Annotated in this window: 13 protein-coding genes; 7 read left to right on the forward strand and 6 right to left on the reverse strand. The window is 58.7% G+C overall.

Going from position 1 to position 15,831, the window contains the following annotated elements; genetic code table 11:
• Positions 1 to 70: 70 nt before the first annotated feature.
• The 3 genes from ACQG11_RS17300 to ACQG11_RS17310 all read right to left on the reverse strand — a co-directional run bounded on the left by ACQG11_RS17300 (position 71) and on the right by ACQG11_RS17310 (position 4,389).
• A complete protein-coding gene (locus ACQG11_RS17300; protein ID WP_032624595.1) occupies positions 71 to 886 on the reverse strand; it encodes a Cof-type HAD-IIB family hydrolase in 816 nt (271 codons plus the stop codon).
• Positions 887 to 1,052: 166 nt separating this feature from the next.
• Positions 1,053 to 3,485: a formate C-acetyltransferase/glycerol dehydratase family glycyl radical enzyme gene (locus ACQG11_RS17305; protein ID WP_126503619.1), complete on the reverse strand. Its 2,433-nt coding sequence runs from the start codon at positions 3,483 to 3,485 to the stop codon at positions 1,053 to 1,055.
• Between the two features lie 4 nt (positions 3,486 to 3,489).
• Complete coding sequence (locus ACQG11_RS17310; protein WP_426728620.1) at positions 3,490 to 4,389, reverse strand: glycyl-radical enzyme activating protein; 900 nt, start codon at positions 4,387 to 4,389, stop codon at positions 3,490 to 3,492.
• A gap of 127 nt (positions 4,390 to 4,516) precedes the next feature.
• Here ACQG11_RS17310 and fsa point away from each other — a divergent pair, with 127 nt between their 5' ends.
• The gene (gene fsa, locus ACQG11_RS17315; protein ID WP_426728621.1) at positions 4,517 to 5,191 is read left to right on the forward strand and encodes a fructose-6-phosphate aldolase; all 675 of its coding nucleotides are present in this window, start codon (positions 4,517 to 4,519) and stop codon (positions 5,189 to 5,191) included.
• A gap of 98 nt (positions 5,192 to 5,289) precedes the next feature.
• Here fsa and moeB read toward each other — a convergent pair whose 3' ends face one another.
• The gene (gene moeB, locus ACQG11_RS17320; RefSeq protein WP_038415730.1) at positions 5,290 to 6,042 is read right to left on the reverse strand and encodes a molybdopterin-synthase adenylyltransferase MoeB; all 753 of its coding nucleotides are present in this window, start codon (positions 6,040 to 6,042) and stop codon (positions 5,290 to 5,292) included.
• A gap of 1 nt (position 6,043) precedes the next feature.
• A complete protein-coding gene (gene moeA / locus ACQG11_RS17325) occupies positions 6,044 to 7,276 on the reverse strand; it encodes a molybdopterin molybdotransferase MoeA (protein WP_069596387.1) in 1,233 nt (410 codons plus the stop codon).
• A 189-nt stretch (positions 7,277 to 7,465) separates the two neighbouring features.
• Here moeA and iaaA point away from each other — a divergent pair, with 189 nt between their 5' ends.
• The 5 genes from iaaA to gsiD are packed head-to-tail and all read left to right on the forward strand — an operon-like array spanning position 7,466 to position 13,688.
• Positions 7,466 to 8,404: a beta-aspartyl-peptidase gene (gene iaaA, locus ACQG11_RS17330; RefSeq protein ID WP_023299667.1), complete on the forward strand. Its 939-nt coding sequence runs from the start codon at positions 7,466 to 7,468 to the stop codon at positions 8,402 to 8,404.
• A gap of 11 nt (positions 8,405 to 8,415) precedes the next feature.
• Positions 8,416 to 10,287, forward strand: coding sequence for a glutathione ABC transporter ATP-binding protein GsiA (gene gsiA / locus ACQG11_RS17335; RefSeq protein ID WP_023330116.1), 1,872 nt, complete (start codon positions 8,416 to 8,418; stop codon positions 10,285 to 10,287).
• Between the two features lie 23 nt (positions 10,288 to 10,310).
• The gene (gene gsiB / locus ACQG11_RS17340; protein ID WP_426728622.1) at positions 10,311 to 11,849 is read left to right on the forward strand and encodes a glutathione ABC transporter substrate-binding protein GsiB; all 1,539 of its coding nucleotides are present in this window, start codon (positions 10,311 to 10,313) and stop codon (positions 11,847 to 11,849) included.
• Between the two features lie 5 nt (positions 11,850 to 11,854).
• Positions 11,855 to 12,775, forward strand: coding sequence for a glutathione ABC transporter permease GsiC (gsiC, locus tag ACQG11_RS17345; RefSeq protein WP_006809475.1), 921 nt, complete (start codon positions 11,855 to 11,857; stop codon positions 12,773 to 12,775).
• Between the two features lies 1 nt (position 12,776).
• A complete protein-coding gene (gene gsiD / locus ACQG11_RS17350) occupies positions 12,777 to 13,688 on the forward strand; it encodes a glutathione ABC transporter permease GsiD (RefSeq protein ID WP_023299670.1) in 912 nt (303 codons plus the stop codon).
• Between the two features lie 119 nt (positions 13,689 to 13,807).
• Here the strand turns inward: gsiD and rimO are convergent, their stop codons facing one another.
• Positions 13,808 to 15,133, reverse strand: a complete 1,326-nt coding sequence (gene rimO, locus ACQG11_RS17355; protein WP_023299671.1) for a 30S ribosomal protein S12 methylthiotransferase RimO — start codon at positions 15,131 to 15,133, stop codon at positions 13,808 to 13,810.
• A gap of 217 nt (positions 15,134 to 15,350) precedes the next feature.
• Here rimO and bssR point away from each other — a divergent pair, with 217 nt between their 5' ends.
• Positions 15,351 to 15,734 (forward strand): biofilm formation regulator BssR, encoded by a 384-nt coding sequence (gene bssR / locus ACQG11_RS17360; protein ID WP_063149500.1) that lies wholly within the window; start codon positions 15,351 to 15,353, stop codon positions 15,732 to 15,734.
• Positions 15,735 to 15,831: the final 97 nt, after the last annotated feature.

The raw sequence follows: 15,831 nt of genomic DNA on the forward strand, positions 1-15,831 counted from the left end.
AAACCTTGACGGGCGCCACAGGATGGAAAAAGAGTGAAGGGGCCGGAGCGAGGCTCCGGCAGGTAGGGGATCAGACGTCGAACGGGGAGTGGGCGTCGAGCACGGCCTGAATCACATTCAGCGCGCCCTGATGGTTGTTATCGTCGGTAGTGTAACGGCTGACCGCTTGAATGCTTTCCGCCGCATTGCCCATCGCAAATGAATATTTCACCAGCTTCAGCATTTCCGCATCGTTGCCGCTGTCGCCAATGCCGACGCACGCCTGCGGGGAGACTTTCCAGCGTTTCAGCAGACGACTGATGCCGTTGGCTTTGTGCAGGCCCGGGATAATCAAATCGACAAAACCGAAGCCGCTGGTAACCGGCTTCATGATGCCGTCCAGGGAGACATGCAGTTTATCTACCAGGTTCGGGATATCGCTGTCCGGCAGGTTCAGGGAGAATTTAAACAGCACGTCGTCAATGTCGCGGTAATCGCTGATGGGTTTTAAGCGATGGTAGTGTTTCGACATCAGCTTCACGAACGCTTCTGGAGCCTTATCGCTGACGTACGCGCTCTCCAGCCCGCAGGCCACAAAATTCAGCCCTTTGTCTTTCAGTAGTTCACCAATGACGATCTGCGACTCATGACGCGTTAGCTCACCGTGGAAAATCTGTTCGCCGTGGTCGAACACCAGCGCGCCGTTTTCCGCGACGAAGGAGATCTGATCTTTCAGCTCCGGGAAAAAGGAGATGAGCTGGTAATACTGGTTGCCGCTGGCGACAACAAATTCGATGTTACGGGCTTTAAGCTGCTCAAACTGTGCCTGGAAGCGGTCACGATCGTACTGCTTGGCATCATCAAGGAAAGTTCCGTCCATATCGGTGACGATAACTTTTACGGTCATACTGTGCTCCTGGGTCACTGCGTTTTGAAACATTCTAATAACAAGGTGACGGGGAGCACAAATTTAATTTCGAATGAAAGTCAGAAAGCCGGGTGGCGGCTTCGCCTTACCCGGCCTACGGGGAGACAATGTAGGCCCGGTAAGCGAAGCGCCACCGGGCGTTTTTTTACAGTGTATGCTCGGTACGGGCAATAATATCGTCCTGCGCATCCGGTGACAGGGCGGTGAAGAACGCCGAGTAACCCGCGACGCGCACCACCAGGTCACGATACTGATCAGGGTGTTTCTTCGCTTCCAGCAGCGTTTCGCGCGAGACAATGTTGTACTGAATATGCCAGCCCTTATGCACCTCGAAGAAGGTGCGCAGCAGCACCATCAGCTTCTGGCGATCGCTGTCGTTTTCCAGCGTCGACGGGTTCAGCTTCTGGTTAAGCAGCACGCCGCCGAGGATCGCTTCCGTCGGCAGTTTACCCACGGAGCCAATCACCGCCGTCGGGCCGAGGTGGTCGGTACCGGAGGCCGGGCTTGCCCCTTCCGCCAGCGGGGTGTGCGCTTTACGTCCGTCCGGCGTCGCCATGGTTGCTGCGCCAAACGGCACGTTTGCGGAGATAGACGACGTGCCCGCGTAGTAGTTACCCCCAATCGGGCCACGGCCGTAGCGTGGGTTGTGATACTGCTTCAGCTCTTCAATGTAGGTTTCGTAGGCACGGGTCAGCAGCAGGTCCACGCTGTCGTCGTCGTTGCCGTACTTCGGCGCGCCGTTGATCAGGCGCTGGCGCAGCTGCTCGTGGGTCAGCCCCTCGAAGTCATCCGCCAGCGCCGCCGCCAGCTGTTGCTGACCGATAACGCCCTGGTCAAACACCAGCTTCTTCACCGCGGCCAGGCTGTTACCGAGGTTGGCGATCCCCACCTGAAGGCCGGAAACCCAGTCATACTTCGCGCCGCCCTGCTTAATGCTTTTCGCGCGTTCGATGCAGTCGTCCACCAGCGCCGAGCAGAGAATATCGTGGACGTTCTCTTCCAGCATGGTGTCCACCACGTACTCGATCTCAATAGATTTGCGGGTGTAGTAGCGGATCTGGTTATCCCACGCCGCCATCACTTCGTCGAAATTGCCAAAATTACCGGCCGAAAGCGCTTTTTCCTGCGGCAGGAATACCTGGCCGCTGGTGGCATCGCGACCGCCTTCCAGCGCTGCCAGCATCACGCGGGCGAAGTTGATAAAGCTCATGCCGGTGCAGCGATAGCCCCACTTTCCGCCGACGGCGGTTTCGATGCAGCCAATCGCCGCATAGTCATACGCGTCCTCTCGTTCCACGCCGAGCTTGATAAATTCCGGGATGACGATTTCATCGTTGTTAAACGCCGGCATCCCGAAGCCGCAGCGGATCACCTGCACGCAGGCGTCGAGGAAGTCGTTGCTCATGCCAGCGTGGTAGCGCACGCTCAGGTTTGGCTGGGTGGAGCGCAGACGGCCGCAGGATTCCAGAATTGCGTAGGAGAGCGGGTTGACCGCGTCCATTGGCTCGCCGTTGACCAGCTTCTGGCCGCCAATGGTGACGTTCTGATACAGCGGGCTGCCCGCAGAGGCTTTGGAGTGCGAGCCGGAGCGGATTTTGTTCACTTCCAGCAGCTTCAGCCAGCAGCTGTGCAGCAGCTCGATGGCGTGCTCGCGATCCAGGCTCTGGTCCAGCTCCACGTCGCGGCGATAGTACGGGTAAAGGTACTGGTCCATACGGGCAAAGGAGACGGAGTGACCGTTGGACTCAATTTGCAGGATCAGCTGAATGAAGTAGCACAGCTGTAGCGCCTGCCAGAAGCTTTTTGGCGGCTGGTGGGCGATGATGTCGCAGTTTTCCGCCATCGCCAGCAGCTCGTCGCGGCGGCTGTCGCGGGTTTCGCTGGCGGCCATCTCACGTGCCAGATCGGCGAAGCGCCTGATGTGCAGGCTTACGGCTTCCAGCACGATATCAATGGCTTTCAGGAACTGATCGCCGTGCAGATCGTCCAGTACCGTCAGGTTGATGCGCGAGCGGCGCTCGGCTACTTTCGCGCGCAGGCCGTCGAGCCCTTTCTCCAGCACCAGCGGGAAATTCACCGCCAGGTGTGCGTCACCGGAGGTCATGTTGCCTTCCGCTTTGATGATGCCGGTTTCCAGCAGGCCCTTCTGCTCGTCGGTAAACATACCGTAGCAGCGATCCTGTACCGTCTGGCCGCGCCACCACGGGCAGATTTCATGCAGAACGCGTTTATTCTCTTCGCTCACCGCAAAGCCTGCACCTGGACGGTCCGCCAGATCGTCAATCTCTTTCTCAATCCAGGAGACGGTATATTCCGGGAAGATCGGCGCGGCACGCACTTCGCTGGCCTGGTTACCGATAATCAGCTCATCGTGCTTGATCCAGATGGTGCGTTTTGCCAGGTGGTGGGCGAGGGCCAGCGCGCGACGTACCGGGATCGGCTTGTCCAGATGCTGCTGGTACATTTCGGTATAGTGCTGCGCGCGTTCGGTACAGACCGGCGGCTTAACGATATGCACCAGAGCCGTTTTGTGCGCCTTGATGCGCTCGCTGAGGGTGTTGAGATTCAGGGTGGTCATAAGTTTATCCTCGTAAGGTCGCGGTTAACCCTTTCTGGCAGGCATACTGCTGCGCGAAGTCCAGCAGGGCAGGGTTATCCAGCGGTTTGTCAGGGGCAGAGTAGGGTTGGCCGAGCAGGGTGTATTTGTTCATGCCCAGCGTGTGATACGGCAGAAAATGAATATCATCGACGCCGAGTTCATCGGCGGCGAAGTTGGTAATGGCGGTAACCGACGCTTCATCGGCGTTAAAGCCCTGGATCAGCGGCACGCGGATGGTGATCTTCTTCCCGACGGTAGCCAGGCGCTTCAGGTTGTCCAGGATCCGCTTAGCAGAGCCATCGGTCCACTGCTTGAACACCTCGCCGTCGACATGTTTCAGGTCCGCCAGGAACAGATCGACATACGGCAGTGAAGGCTCGATATAATGCCAGGGCACGTGAAGGCAGGTTTCAACCGCAGTATGAATGCCTTGTTCATGGCTGACTTTAAACAGGGCGTGCGCCAGGTCAGGATTCATAAACGGCTCGCCGCCGGAAAGGGTGATCCCGCCGCCGCTGCGGTCGTAGAAGGGCTTGTCGCGCAGCACGGTGGCCATAATCTCCTCCACCTGCTTCTCTTCACCGCAGACGGTAAGCGCCTGCGTCGGGCAGCAGTCGGTGAGGGCAGTGAGCGTCTCATCGCTTAATTTTTCACGATGGATGATCAACCCGTTCAGCGCACGTTCAACACACCCTGGCGCGGCCTGCTGACACAGGTCACAGCCGTCCAGACACAGACGGGCGTCAAACAGGACGTCCCGCGTGCGGGAGCGGCTTTCCGGGTTCTGGCACCAGCGACAGCCCAGCGAGCAGCCTTTCAGGAACACCACGGTTCGAATACCGGGGCCGTCGTGGGTGGAGTAACGCTGTATGTTGAAGATCATTTTTTTGCCCTCTGATTACATATGAAGATTAAATTACTTTCGAATGAAAGTTATCTTGATATGGGTCAATTCATGAGCAGGTTTTCTCGTGATAGGGTAAATGCAGGCTAATTTTGAGGGTGACATCATGGAACTTTATCTCGACACATCTGACGTTGCGGCAGTCAAAAAGCTGGCGCGTATCTTCCCGCTGGCGGGCGTGACCACTAACCCAAGCATTGTGGCGGCGGGTAAAACGCCTTTGGAAGAACTGCTGCCCGCGCTGCACGACGCGCTGCACGACGCGCTGGGCGGCAGGGGCCGGCTGTTCGCCCAGGTGATGGCGAAGACCGCCGAGGGGATGGTGGAAGACGCACGTAAGCTACGCGCGATAATCAATGACCTGGTGGTGAAAGTGCCCGTGACCGCTGAAGGGCTGGCGGCGATCAAAATGCTGAAAGCAGAAGGGATCCCGACGCTGGGTACCGCGGTATACGGCGCAGCGCAGGGGATGCTCTCCGCGCTGGCGGGTGCTGAGTATGTCGCCCCTTACGTGAACCGCGTGGACGCGCAGGGCGGGGACGGGATCCAGACCGTGATTGAACTGCAACAATTGCTGACGCTGCACGCACCGCAGTCGAAAGTGCTCGCCGCGAGCTTTAAAACCCCGCGCCAGGCACTGGACTGCCTGCTGGCAGGGTGCGAGTCCATCACGCTGCCGCTGGACGTGGCGCAGCAGTTTATTACCTCTCCGGCAGTAGATGCGGCAATTGTGAAGTTTGAGCAGGACTGGCAGGGGGCGTTTGGGCGGACGTCTATTTGATGCTGTTGCCGGGTGGCGCTGACGCTTACCCGGCCTACGATTTTCTCCCTCTCCCTGTGGGAGAGGGCCGGGGTGAGGGCATCAGGCCGCAGCAGGGTTTAACCTCCGCACACCTCACACCCCGGATTACGCATCAGCTTCATCTCGCGGAACTGACAGGTCATCGCGTCATACATCACGATTTTGCCCGCTGCGGGCGTGCCGTAATGCGCCAGCACCTTGATCGCCTCCATGGCCTGCAAGGAACCGATAACCCCAACCAGCGGCGCCATCACGCCCGCCTCGACGCAGGTCAGCGCATTCTCGCCAAACAGACGGCTCAGGCAGCGGTAGCAGGGCTCTCCCTCAGCGTAGGTGAAAACGCTGATTTGACCCTCCATGCGGATGGCCGCGCCGGAAATTAGCGGCGTTTTATGGGCAAAGCAGCCCGCATTGAGCTGGTTGCGAATGGCGACGTTATCGGTGCAGTCCAGCACCAGGTCATGCCGTGCAATCTGCGCAAACAGCGCGTCGTCATCCAGCATCGCGTCAATCAGGGTGAACTGAACGTTGGGGTTAATTCGCGCCAGCGCCGTGCGCGCAGATTCCACTTTCGGCTGACCAACCGTCGCGTCGCTGTGGAGCGTCTGGCGTTGCAGGTTCGACACCGACACGGTATCGAAATCCAGTAACGTCATGCGGCCGACGCCCGCCGCAGCCAGATATTGCGCCGCCGCGCAGCCCAGCCCGCCAAGGCCGACAACCAGCACGCTGGCCGCCTTGAGCGCTTCCTGACCCTCGAAATCAAACCCGCGCAGCACGATCTGGCGGTTATAGCGCATCATCTCCGGGTCGCTCAGTTCCACCGTCATGTCAGCCTCCGAACAGGTGGTTAAAGCGTTCCACTTCAACCCATTCGCCCGCCTCAACGTGGCCGCGATCGCGCTCCAGCACGATAAAGCAGTTACCCTGGCTGAAGGAGCTAAAGATGTGCGAACCCTGATGCCCGGTGGTGCTCACCTCCAGCTCGCCATCGGCGTTGCGCGCCAGAATGCCGCGCTGGAAATCGAGACGGCCCGGAGATTTTTTGAGGCGCGTTGCCGCCCGCACGCGCACACGTTCCGGCAGCGGGTCGGCATTGTTGCCTGAAAGCTTCGCCAGCAGCGGGATCACCAGCTGGTAGAAGGTCAGCGCGGCAGAGACCGGGTTACCCGGCAGGCCACAGAACCAGCTGTGCGGAAGTTTGCCAAACGCGAACGGTTTGCCCGGTTTAATCGCCAGCTTCCAGAAGGCGATTTCACCCAGCTCTTCAAGCAGGGTTTTGGTGTAATCCGCTTCGCCAACCGAAACGCCGCCGGAGCTGATCACCACGTCGGCAGAGGCGTCCGCGTCGATAAACGCCGTGCGCAGTTTCTCCGGATCGTCAGGAATGATGCCGAGGTTAATCACCTCGCAGCCCAGTTGCTCAAGCATCAGGTGCACCCCCAGACGGTTGGTGTCGTAAATCTGCCCCTCGTTCAGCGGCTGACCCGGAAGCTGTAGCTCGTCTCCCGTGGAGAACACCGCCACGCGTACCTTGCGGACAACGTCAATCTCCGCGATGCCAAGCGATGCCAGCACCGGCAGTTCGGCGACCGTCAGTTTTTGCCCGGCGGCAAAGACCGTTGCGCCGAGGGTAATGTCTTCCCCGATGTGGCGGATATTCTGTCCCGCTTTGACGCTGGCGGTAAAACGCACGCCGTCGTCCGTTAGTTCGGTCTCTTCCTGCATCACCACGGCTTCACAGCCTTTTGGCACCGGCGCGCCGGTCATAATGCGCACGCAGGTGCCCGCTGGCCACTCACCGTTGAACGGCTGCCCGGCAAAGGCTTTACCTGCCACCGGCAGCGGCTGACCCGTTTGCAAATCCGCCAGACGTACGGCATAGCCGTCCATCGCCGCGTTATCGAACCCCGGCACGTTCAGCGGCGAGACGATATCGCGCGCGGCAATACGGCCAAAACAGCGCACAAGCGGCAGCGTCTCAACGTCGTGCAGGGGAGTAATACGATCAAGCATCTGCGAGAGTGCCGTCTCAAGCGGCATCAGTCCGGCGGTAAAATCCATGGTGGGCTCCTGCGGAGTAACAACGAAAGCGCTCATTATGGCAGAAAAGTGCGGCTAACTGTATGACCCGATGGGTGTAAGCTTTACATCACAGTTGCGTCTTTCTATATTCAAAAATCATCTGAAGATTCGTCGACGATAATGATATTTATAGAAAAAGCAGCCAGCCAGGCTGATGGGTGATGCGAAATGAGTAAAGCGGTTATCGCAATTCATGGCGGTGCCGGGGCAATCACCCGTGCACAGCTCAGTCCCGAGCAGGAGAAGCGTTATATTGATGCGCTGAACGCCATTGTGGAAACAGGCCAGCGCATGCTGGAAGCGGGCGAAAGCGCGCTGGACGTGGTGACCGAAGCGGTGCGCCTGCTTGAGGAGTGTCCGCTGTTTAATGCCGGTATTGGCTCGGTCTTTACGCGCGATGAAACGCATGAACTGGATGCCTGCGTGATGGACGGTATCACCCTGAAAGCGGGGGCGGTGGCGGGCGTCAGCCGACTGCGCAATCCCGTACTGGCCGCGCGTCTGGTGATGGATCAAAGCCCGCATGTGCTGCTGACCGGGGCGGGGGCGGAGAAATTTGCCGTCGAGCACGGGATGGATACGGTCTCGCCCGATCTTTTTTCCACCGAGGAGCGTTACCGGCAGTTGCTGGAGGCCCGTACAGCGGGGATGACGCAGCTGGACCATGCCGCGCCGCTCGATGAGCGCAGCAAAATGGGCACGGTAGGCGCGGTGGCGCTGGATAAAGCCGGTAACCTCGCCGCCGCGACGTCGACAGGCGGTATGACCAACAAGCTTCCCGGACGCGTCGGCGACAGTCCGCTGCCGGGGGCCGGGTGTTACGCTAATAACGCCACGGCGGCGGTGTCATGCACCGGAACCGGCGAAGTGTTTATCCGCGCGCTGGCGGCCTACGACATTACCGCGCTAATGGATTACGGCGGATTAAGCCTGAGTGAGGCCTGCGAGCGGGTGGTAATGGAGAAACTGCCAGCCCTGGGCGGAGAAGGTGGCTTAATCGCGGTGGATCGGGAGGGCAACGTGGCGCTGCCGTTCAACAGTGAAGGGATGTACCGGGCGTGGGGGTATGCCGGCGATGCGCCCAGCACAGGCATTTATCGTGAATAAGGGGGCATTGCGTGCCGCACAGTGAAGAGCTGGACAACTGCGAAGTGCTGGCTGTCCACCAACTGAATATTGCCTTTCAGGAAGAGCGGCAGTTCATCCCTGCAGTACAGAATTTATCGTTTTCGCTCAGGCGCGGCGAGACGCTGGCGATTGTCGGCGAGTCCGGATCCGGTAAATCGGTTACCGCGCTGGCGCTGATGCGTCTGCTTGAGCAGACGGGCGGGCAGGTCACCAGCGAGCGGATGCTGTTGCGCCGTCGCAACCGTCAGGTTATCGATCTCAACGAGCTGAGCGCGTCCCGGATGCAGGGGGTGCGCGGGGCGGATATTGCGATGATTTTTCAGGAGCCGATGACCTCCCTGAACCCGGTCTTCCCGGTGGGCGAGCAGATTGCCGAATCTATCCGCCTGCATCAGGGATTGAGCGGTGATGAGGCGCTCAACGAAGCTAAACGGATGCTGGAGCTGGTGCGTATCCCTGAGGCGCACGCGATTTTGTCCCGCTATCCGCATCAGCTTTCCGGCGGCATGCGCCAGCGGGTGATGATTGCGATGGCGCTGTCGTGCCGTCCGGCGGTGCTCATTGCGGACGAACCCACCACGGCGCTGGATGTCACCATTCAGGCCCAGATCCTGCAACTGATTAAGGTGTTGCAGCAGGAGATGGAGATGGGGGTGATTTTCATCACCCACGATATGGGGGTGGTGGCGGATATTGCCGATCGGGTGCTGGTTATGCATCAGGGCAATGCCGTGGAAACCGGCACGGTGGAGCAGGTCTTTCATGCGCCGGTGCATCCTTATACCAAAGCGCTGCTGGCGGCGGTCCCGCGTCTGGGGGCCATGAATGGCAGTGATTTTCCGCGCCGTTTTCCGCTGTTCTCACAGACCGAACAGGGCCAGCAGGAAGACGAAACCGAGCAGGATACCGTGGTTCCCGGCAGGCCAATCCTCGAAGTGCGTGACCTGGTGACCCGTTTCCCGCTGCGTAGCGGGATCCTCAATCGCGTGAAGCGCGAAGTGCATGCGGTTGAAAACGTCAGTTTTGATCTCTGGCCGGGCGAAACGCTGGCGCTGGTGGGGGAGTCCGGCTGCGGTAAATCCACCACCGGGCGGGCGCTGCTCAGGCTGGTGGCGTCGCAGGAGGGGAGCATCACCTTCAACGGTGAGCGCATCGACACGCTCCCTAACAGTAAATTGCAGGCGGTGCGCCGGGATATTCAGTTTATATTCCAGGATCCTTATGCGTCGCTCGATCCGCGCCATACGGTGGGGTACTCGATTATGGAGCCGCTGCGGGTACATAACCTGCTCGACGGTGAAGCCGCGCAGCGCCGCGTCGCATGGCTGCTGGAGCGCGTGGGCCTGAAGCCGGAGCATGCCTGGCGTTATCCGCACGAATTTTCTGGCGGTCAGCGACAGCGTATCTGCATAGCCCGGGCATTGGCCCTGAATCCGAAAGTGGTGATTGCGGATGAGTCCGTGTCAGCGCTGGATGTCTCCATCCGCGCGCAAATCATCAATCTCCTGCTCGATTTACAGCGGGATTTGGGCATTGCGTTTCTGTTTATCTCTCACGATATGGCGGTGGTTGAGCGGATCAGCCATCGCGTGGCGGTGATGTACATGGGGCAAATTGTTGAAATTGGCCCCCGTCGGGCGGTATTTGAAAACCCGCAGCATCCGTACACCCGCAAGCTGATGGCCGCCGTACCGGTTGCCGATCCTGAGCATCGTCACGCCCAGCGCGTGCTGTTGCAGGACGAAATGCCGAGCAATATTCGTAAACGGGGCGAAACTCTGGAGCGCGTGGCGCTGCGTGAAGTCGGTCCCGGTCATTTTGTCGCACCCCCGCGTCAGGGCAATGCATTCTCGCGGTTATAACTTACAACAGGCAGGAGAACACAATGGTTCCTTTTGTTGCTCGTCAATGGCTGCTTGCCGCGAGCGTGACGGCTGCGCTGGCCGCCGCCCCCGCGATCGCGGCGAAAGACGTGGTGGTGGCTGTGGGGTCTAACTTCACGACGCTGGATCCGTATGATGCTAACGACACCCTTTCCCAGGCGGTGGCAAAATCCTTCTACCAGGGGCTGTTCGGCCTGGACCGCGAGATGAAGCTGAAAAACGTGCTGGCGGAAGGCTATACCGTGTCGGACGACGGGCTGGTCTATACCGTTAAGCTCCGTACCGGCGTGAAGTTCCAGGATGGCACCGACTTCAACGCCGAGGCGGTTAAGGTCAACCTGGACCGAGCCAGCAATCCGGAAAACGGTCTTAAGCGCTACAACCTGTATAAAAATATCGCCCAAACCGAGGTGGTTGATCCGGCGACGGTGAAGATCACCCTCAAAGAGCCGTTCTCGGCGTTTATCAATATCCTGGCGCATCCCGCGACGGTGATGATTTCCCCTGCGGCGTTGAAGAAATACGGCAAAGAGATTGGCTTCCACCCGGTGGGGACCGGACCGTACGAACTGCTTACCTGGAACCAGACCGATTATGTGAAGGTGAAGAAATTCGCCGGATACTGGCAGCCGGGGCTGCCGAAGCTGGATACCCTCACCTGGCGGCCGGTCGTGGACAACAATACCCGCGCCGCGATGCTGCAAACCGGCGAAGCGCAGTTTGCCTTCCCGATCCCCTACGAACAGGCAGCGCTGCTGGCGAAAAACAGCAAGCTGGAGCTGGTGGCCAGCCCGTCGATTATGCAGCGCTACATCAGCATGAACGTCACGCAAAAACCGTTTGATAACCCGAAGGTGCGCGAAGCCATCAACTACGCCATTAACCGCCAGGCACTGGTGAAGGTGGCCTTTGCCGGCTACGCCACCCCGGCGACGGGCGTGATGCCGCCAACCATTGAGTACGCGCAGCGCTATCAGCCGTGGCCGTACGATCCGGCGAAAGCGCGGGAACTGCTGAAAGAGGCGGGCTATCCGAACGGCTTTAGCACCACGCTGTGGTCGTCGCATAACCACAGTACCGCGCAGAAGGTGCTGCAATTTACCCAGCAGCAGCTGGCGCAGGTGGGCATTAAAGCCAGGGTCACGGCGATGGATGCCGGACAGCGCGCGGCGGAAGTGGAAGGCAAAGGACAGAAAGAGAGCGGCGTGCGGATGTTCTACACCGGCTGGACGGCTTCAACCGGTGAAGCGGACTGGTCCCTGTCGCCGCTGTTTGCTTCCCAGAACTGGCCGCCAACGCTGTTCAATACCGCGTTCTACAGTAATCCGCAGGTGGATAAGGATCTGGCCGATGCCCTGAAAACCACCAAACCGGAAGAGAAAGCGCGCCTGTACAAAGAGGCGCAGGACATTATCTGGAAAGAGTCGCCGTGGGTGCCGCTGGTGGTGGAAAAACTGGTCTCAGCCCACAATAAAGCGCTGACCGGTTTTTACATCATGCCGGATACGGGCTTTAGCTTTGATGACGCGGATCTAAAATAAAACTCATGCTGAATTATGTGTGTAAACGCCTGCTGGGGCTTATCCCGACGCTGCTGATTGTGGCCGTGCTGGTGTTTTTGTTTGTCCACATGCTGCCCGGCGATCCGGCGCGTTTGATTGCCGGACCGGAAGCGGATGCCACGGTTATCGAACTGGTGCGTAAACAGCTCGGTCTTGACCAGCCGCTGTATCGGCAATTTCTGCGCTACATTGGCAATGTCCTTCAGGGCGATTTCGGCATCTCGATGGTGTCGCGTCGTCCGGTGTCGGAGGAGATTGCCAGCCGCTTTATGCCCACCTTCTGGTTAACGATTGCCAGTATGAGCTGGGCGGTTGTGTTTGGCCTGGGCGCGGGGATTGTCGCCGCCGTCTGGCGCAACCGCTGGCCGGATAAGCTCGGTATGGCGCTGGCGGTCACCGGTATCTCTTTCCCGGCGTTTGCGCTGGGTATGCTGCTGATGCAGATTTTCTCCGTCGAGCTGGGCTGGTTGCCCACCGTCGGGGCCGACACCTGGAAGCACTACATTCTGCCCTCTATGACGCTTGGCGCAGCCGTTGCGGCAGTGATGGCCCGCTTCACCCGCGCTTCGTTTGTTGACGTGCTGAGCGAAGATTACATTCGCACCGCGCGGGCAAAAGGGGTGAGTGAGAAATGGGTCATTCTGAAGCATGGTTTTCGTAATGCGATGATCCCGGTGGTCACGATGATGGGGCTACAGTTCGGCTTCCTGCTGGGCGGCTCTATCGTGGTTGAGAAGGTCTTTAACTGGCCGGGGCTGGGGCGCCTGCTGGTCGACTCGGTCGATATGCGTGACTATCCGGTTATTCAGGCTGAAGTTCTGCTTTTCTCGCTGGAGTTTATTCTTATCAACTTAGTGGTGGATGTGCTGTACGCCGCCATTAACCCGGCCATCAGGTATAAGTAAGATGCGATTACTGAACTGGCGTCGCCAGGCCATTTTAAACGCTATGCCGGGGATCAGGCCGGACCATATTCGCACCCCGTGGGTTGAGTTCTGGCGTCGATTCCGTCGTCAGCCCGTCGCTATGGTCGCCGGGTTGTTTGTGTTACTGCTGATCCTGGTGGCGATTATCGCCCCCTGGATAGCCCCATTTGATGCGGAAAATTACTTCGATTACGACCGGCTGAACGATGGACCGTCGATGATGCACTGGTTTGGCGTGGACTCGCTCGGGCGCGATATTTTCAGCCGCGTGCTGGTAGGGGCGCAGATCTCGCTGGCGGCCGGGGTCTTTGCGGTGCTGATGGGCGCAGCAATTGGCACCGTGCTGGGGCTGGTGGCCGGGTACTATGAAGGCTGGTGGGACCGCATCATCATGCGTATCTGCGACGTGCTGTTTGCCTTTCCCGGTATTCTGCTGGCGATTGCCGTGGTGGCGGTGATGGGCAGTGGCATGGCGAACGTCATCATCGCCGTGGCGGTATTCACGATTCCCGCTTTCGCGCGCCTGGTACGTGGCAACACGCTGGTGCTGAAGCAGCAGACCTTTATCGAGTCGGCCCGCAGCATGGGAGCCAGCGATGCCACAATCCTGTTCAGCCATATTCTGCCGGGAACGGTCTCGTCTATCGTGGTCTATTTCACCATGCGCATAGGCGTGTCGATTATCTCGGCGGCCAGCCTGTCGTTTCTGGGGTTAGGCGCACAGCCGCCGACGCCGGAGTGGGGCGCGATGCTGAACGAGGCGCGGGCGGATATGGTGATCGCCCCGCACGTGGCGATCTTCCCGAGCCTGGCGATTTTCCTGACCGTGCTGGCGTTTAACCTGCTGGGGGATGGGCTGCGCGACGCGCTGGATCCGCGGATTAAGGGGTAGGTTTTTGCAGGAACTTACCCCTCACCCTAACCCTCTCCCCTGAGGGGAGAGGGGGCTGCTCGGTGCGGTCTGTTCCCCCTCGCCACTTTGGGGAGAGGGCCGGGGTGAGGGGTTAAAGATTAAACCCGGCTGCCCCACAAATCATACTCGTCGGCGTTTTCAACCTTCACGCGAATAATATCGCCCGGCTTGACGTTGGTTTCCCCGTTCAGGTACACCGCGCCGTCGATTTCAGGCGCATCCGCCATGCTGCGGCCAATCGCGCCTTCTTCGTCCACTTCGTCGATAATGACCAGAATTTCGCGGCCCACTTTCTCCTGCAAGCGTTCAGCAGAGATCTGCTGTTGCAGCTGCATAAAGCGGTTCCAGCGTTCCTCTTTGACCTCTTCCGGTACCTGGTCCGCCAGCTCGTTGGCCGTTGCGCCTTCAACCGGGCTGTACTTGAAGCAGCCCACGCGATCCAGACGCGCTTCTTTCAGGAAGTCGAGCAGCATCTGGAAATCTTCTTCGGTTTCACCCGGGAAGCCAACGATGAAGGTTGAGCGCAGGGTCAGTTCAGGGCAGATCTCGCGCCACTGCTTGATGCGCGCCAGCTGGCGGTCAACGGATCCAGGACGCTTCATCAGCTTCAGAATGCGCGGGCTGGCGTGCTGTAACGGGATATCCAGATACGGCAGTATTTTGCCTTCCGCCATCAGCGGAATCACGTCGTCAACGTGCGGGTAAGGGTAGACGTAGTGCAGACGCGTCCAGATCCCGAGCTTAGCAAGCTGCTCGCACAGGCCAACCATGCTGGTTTTTACCGGCTCGCCGTTATGGAAGCCGGAGCGGTGTTTGACGTCCACGCCGTAGGCGGAGGTGTCCTGGGAGATGACCAGTAACTCCTTCACGCCCGCGTCGGCCAGGCGTTTGGCTTCTGCCAGCACCTCGCCAATCGGACGGCTCACCAAATCGCCACGCATCGACGGGATGATGCAGAAGGTGCAGCGATGGTTGCAGCCTTCGGAAATTTTCAGGTAAGCATAGTGGCGCGGCGTCAGCTTCACGCCCTGTTCCGGTACCAGGCTCAGGAACGGGTTGTGCTTTGGCTTTGGTACGTAGTGATGAACATGTTCCAGCACCTGCTCGTAGCTGTGCGGGCCGGTGATCTCCAGTACCTTCGGGTGCACTTCGCGGATCTGATCCACCTTCGCGCCCAGGCAGCCGGTGACAATCACTTTGCCATTTTCCGTCAGGGCTTCACCAATGGCTTCCAGTGACTCCTGGACCGCGCTGTCGATGAACCCACAGGTGTTGACGATCACCATGTCGGCGTTGTCGTAGCTTGGCACCACGTCATAGCCTTCAGTGCGAAGTTCAGTCAGGATGCGTTCGGAATCCACCAGGTTCTTCGGGCAGCCCAGGGAGACAAAGCCGATTTTCGGCGGGTGCGTAACATTGCTCATAGGTTAAAAATTCATCAATTATGGAGTTATCAGGGCGGGATTTTACAGCGTATCGCGGGGGATTTATACACTCTTGATAGCGCAGTTGAGGCGGGCAATCGTTGTAACATTGTAAAGAATGTTAATCAGTTATCGTTTATTGATCTCAGGCATCACATTGTACAAAAAATGACCTTATTATTAATAGGGTAACATGGCTGACAGAGGGGGAAATAGCATGTCCGTTGACAGACTGAAACGCGATCTGCTTAACAAGCTGATCAACGCCCGAATCGACCTGGCTGCATATCTGCAACTCCGCAAGGCGAAAGGGTATATGTCAGTCAGCGAAAGCGAAAATCTGCGTGATAATTTCTTTGAACTTTGCAATTTCATGCGTGAAAAAGCACCCATCCTGAAAGCGCACTGCGCTGAAAACGAACTAGTGGCGCTGCGCCGCGCCGCCGAGGTGCTTTCCATCGCCGGGGTCTGTTTGATGAACGGACGTCACGACTGCCCGAATTTTATTGCCGTTAACGCGGAGAAGCTTGAAAACTGCCTGACCACGCTCGCGCTTTGCATCATGTGTCTGAACAAGCCGGAAACGCTTGCCCGACACTGAACCCGGGGGAGGCAACTCCCCCTTTTGATTAAGCTTTTGTAAAAGTGTTAACGCACCCGGGAACAGTGGCTAATCTTTAAGCCATATGCCGATAAAG

Origin of the sequence: Enterobacter cloacae complex sp. 372C4 (assembly GCF_050030615.1) — a bacterium.
In the GTDB taxonomy this organism is placed as follows: Bacteria; Pseudomonadota; Gammaproteobacteria; order Enterobacterales; family Enterobacteriaceae; genus Enterobacter; species Enterobacter intestinihominis.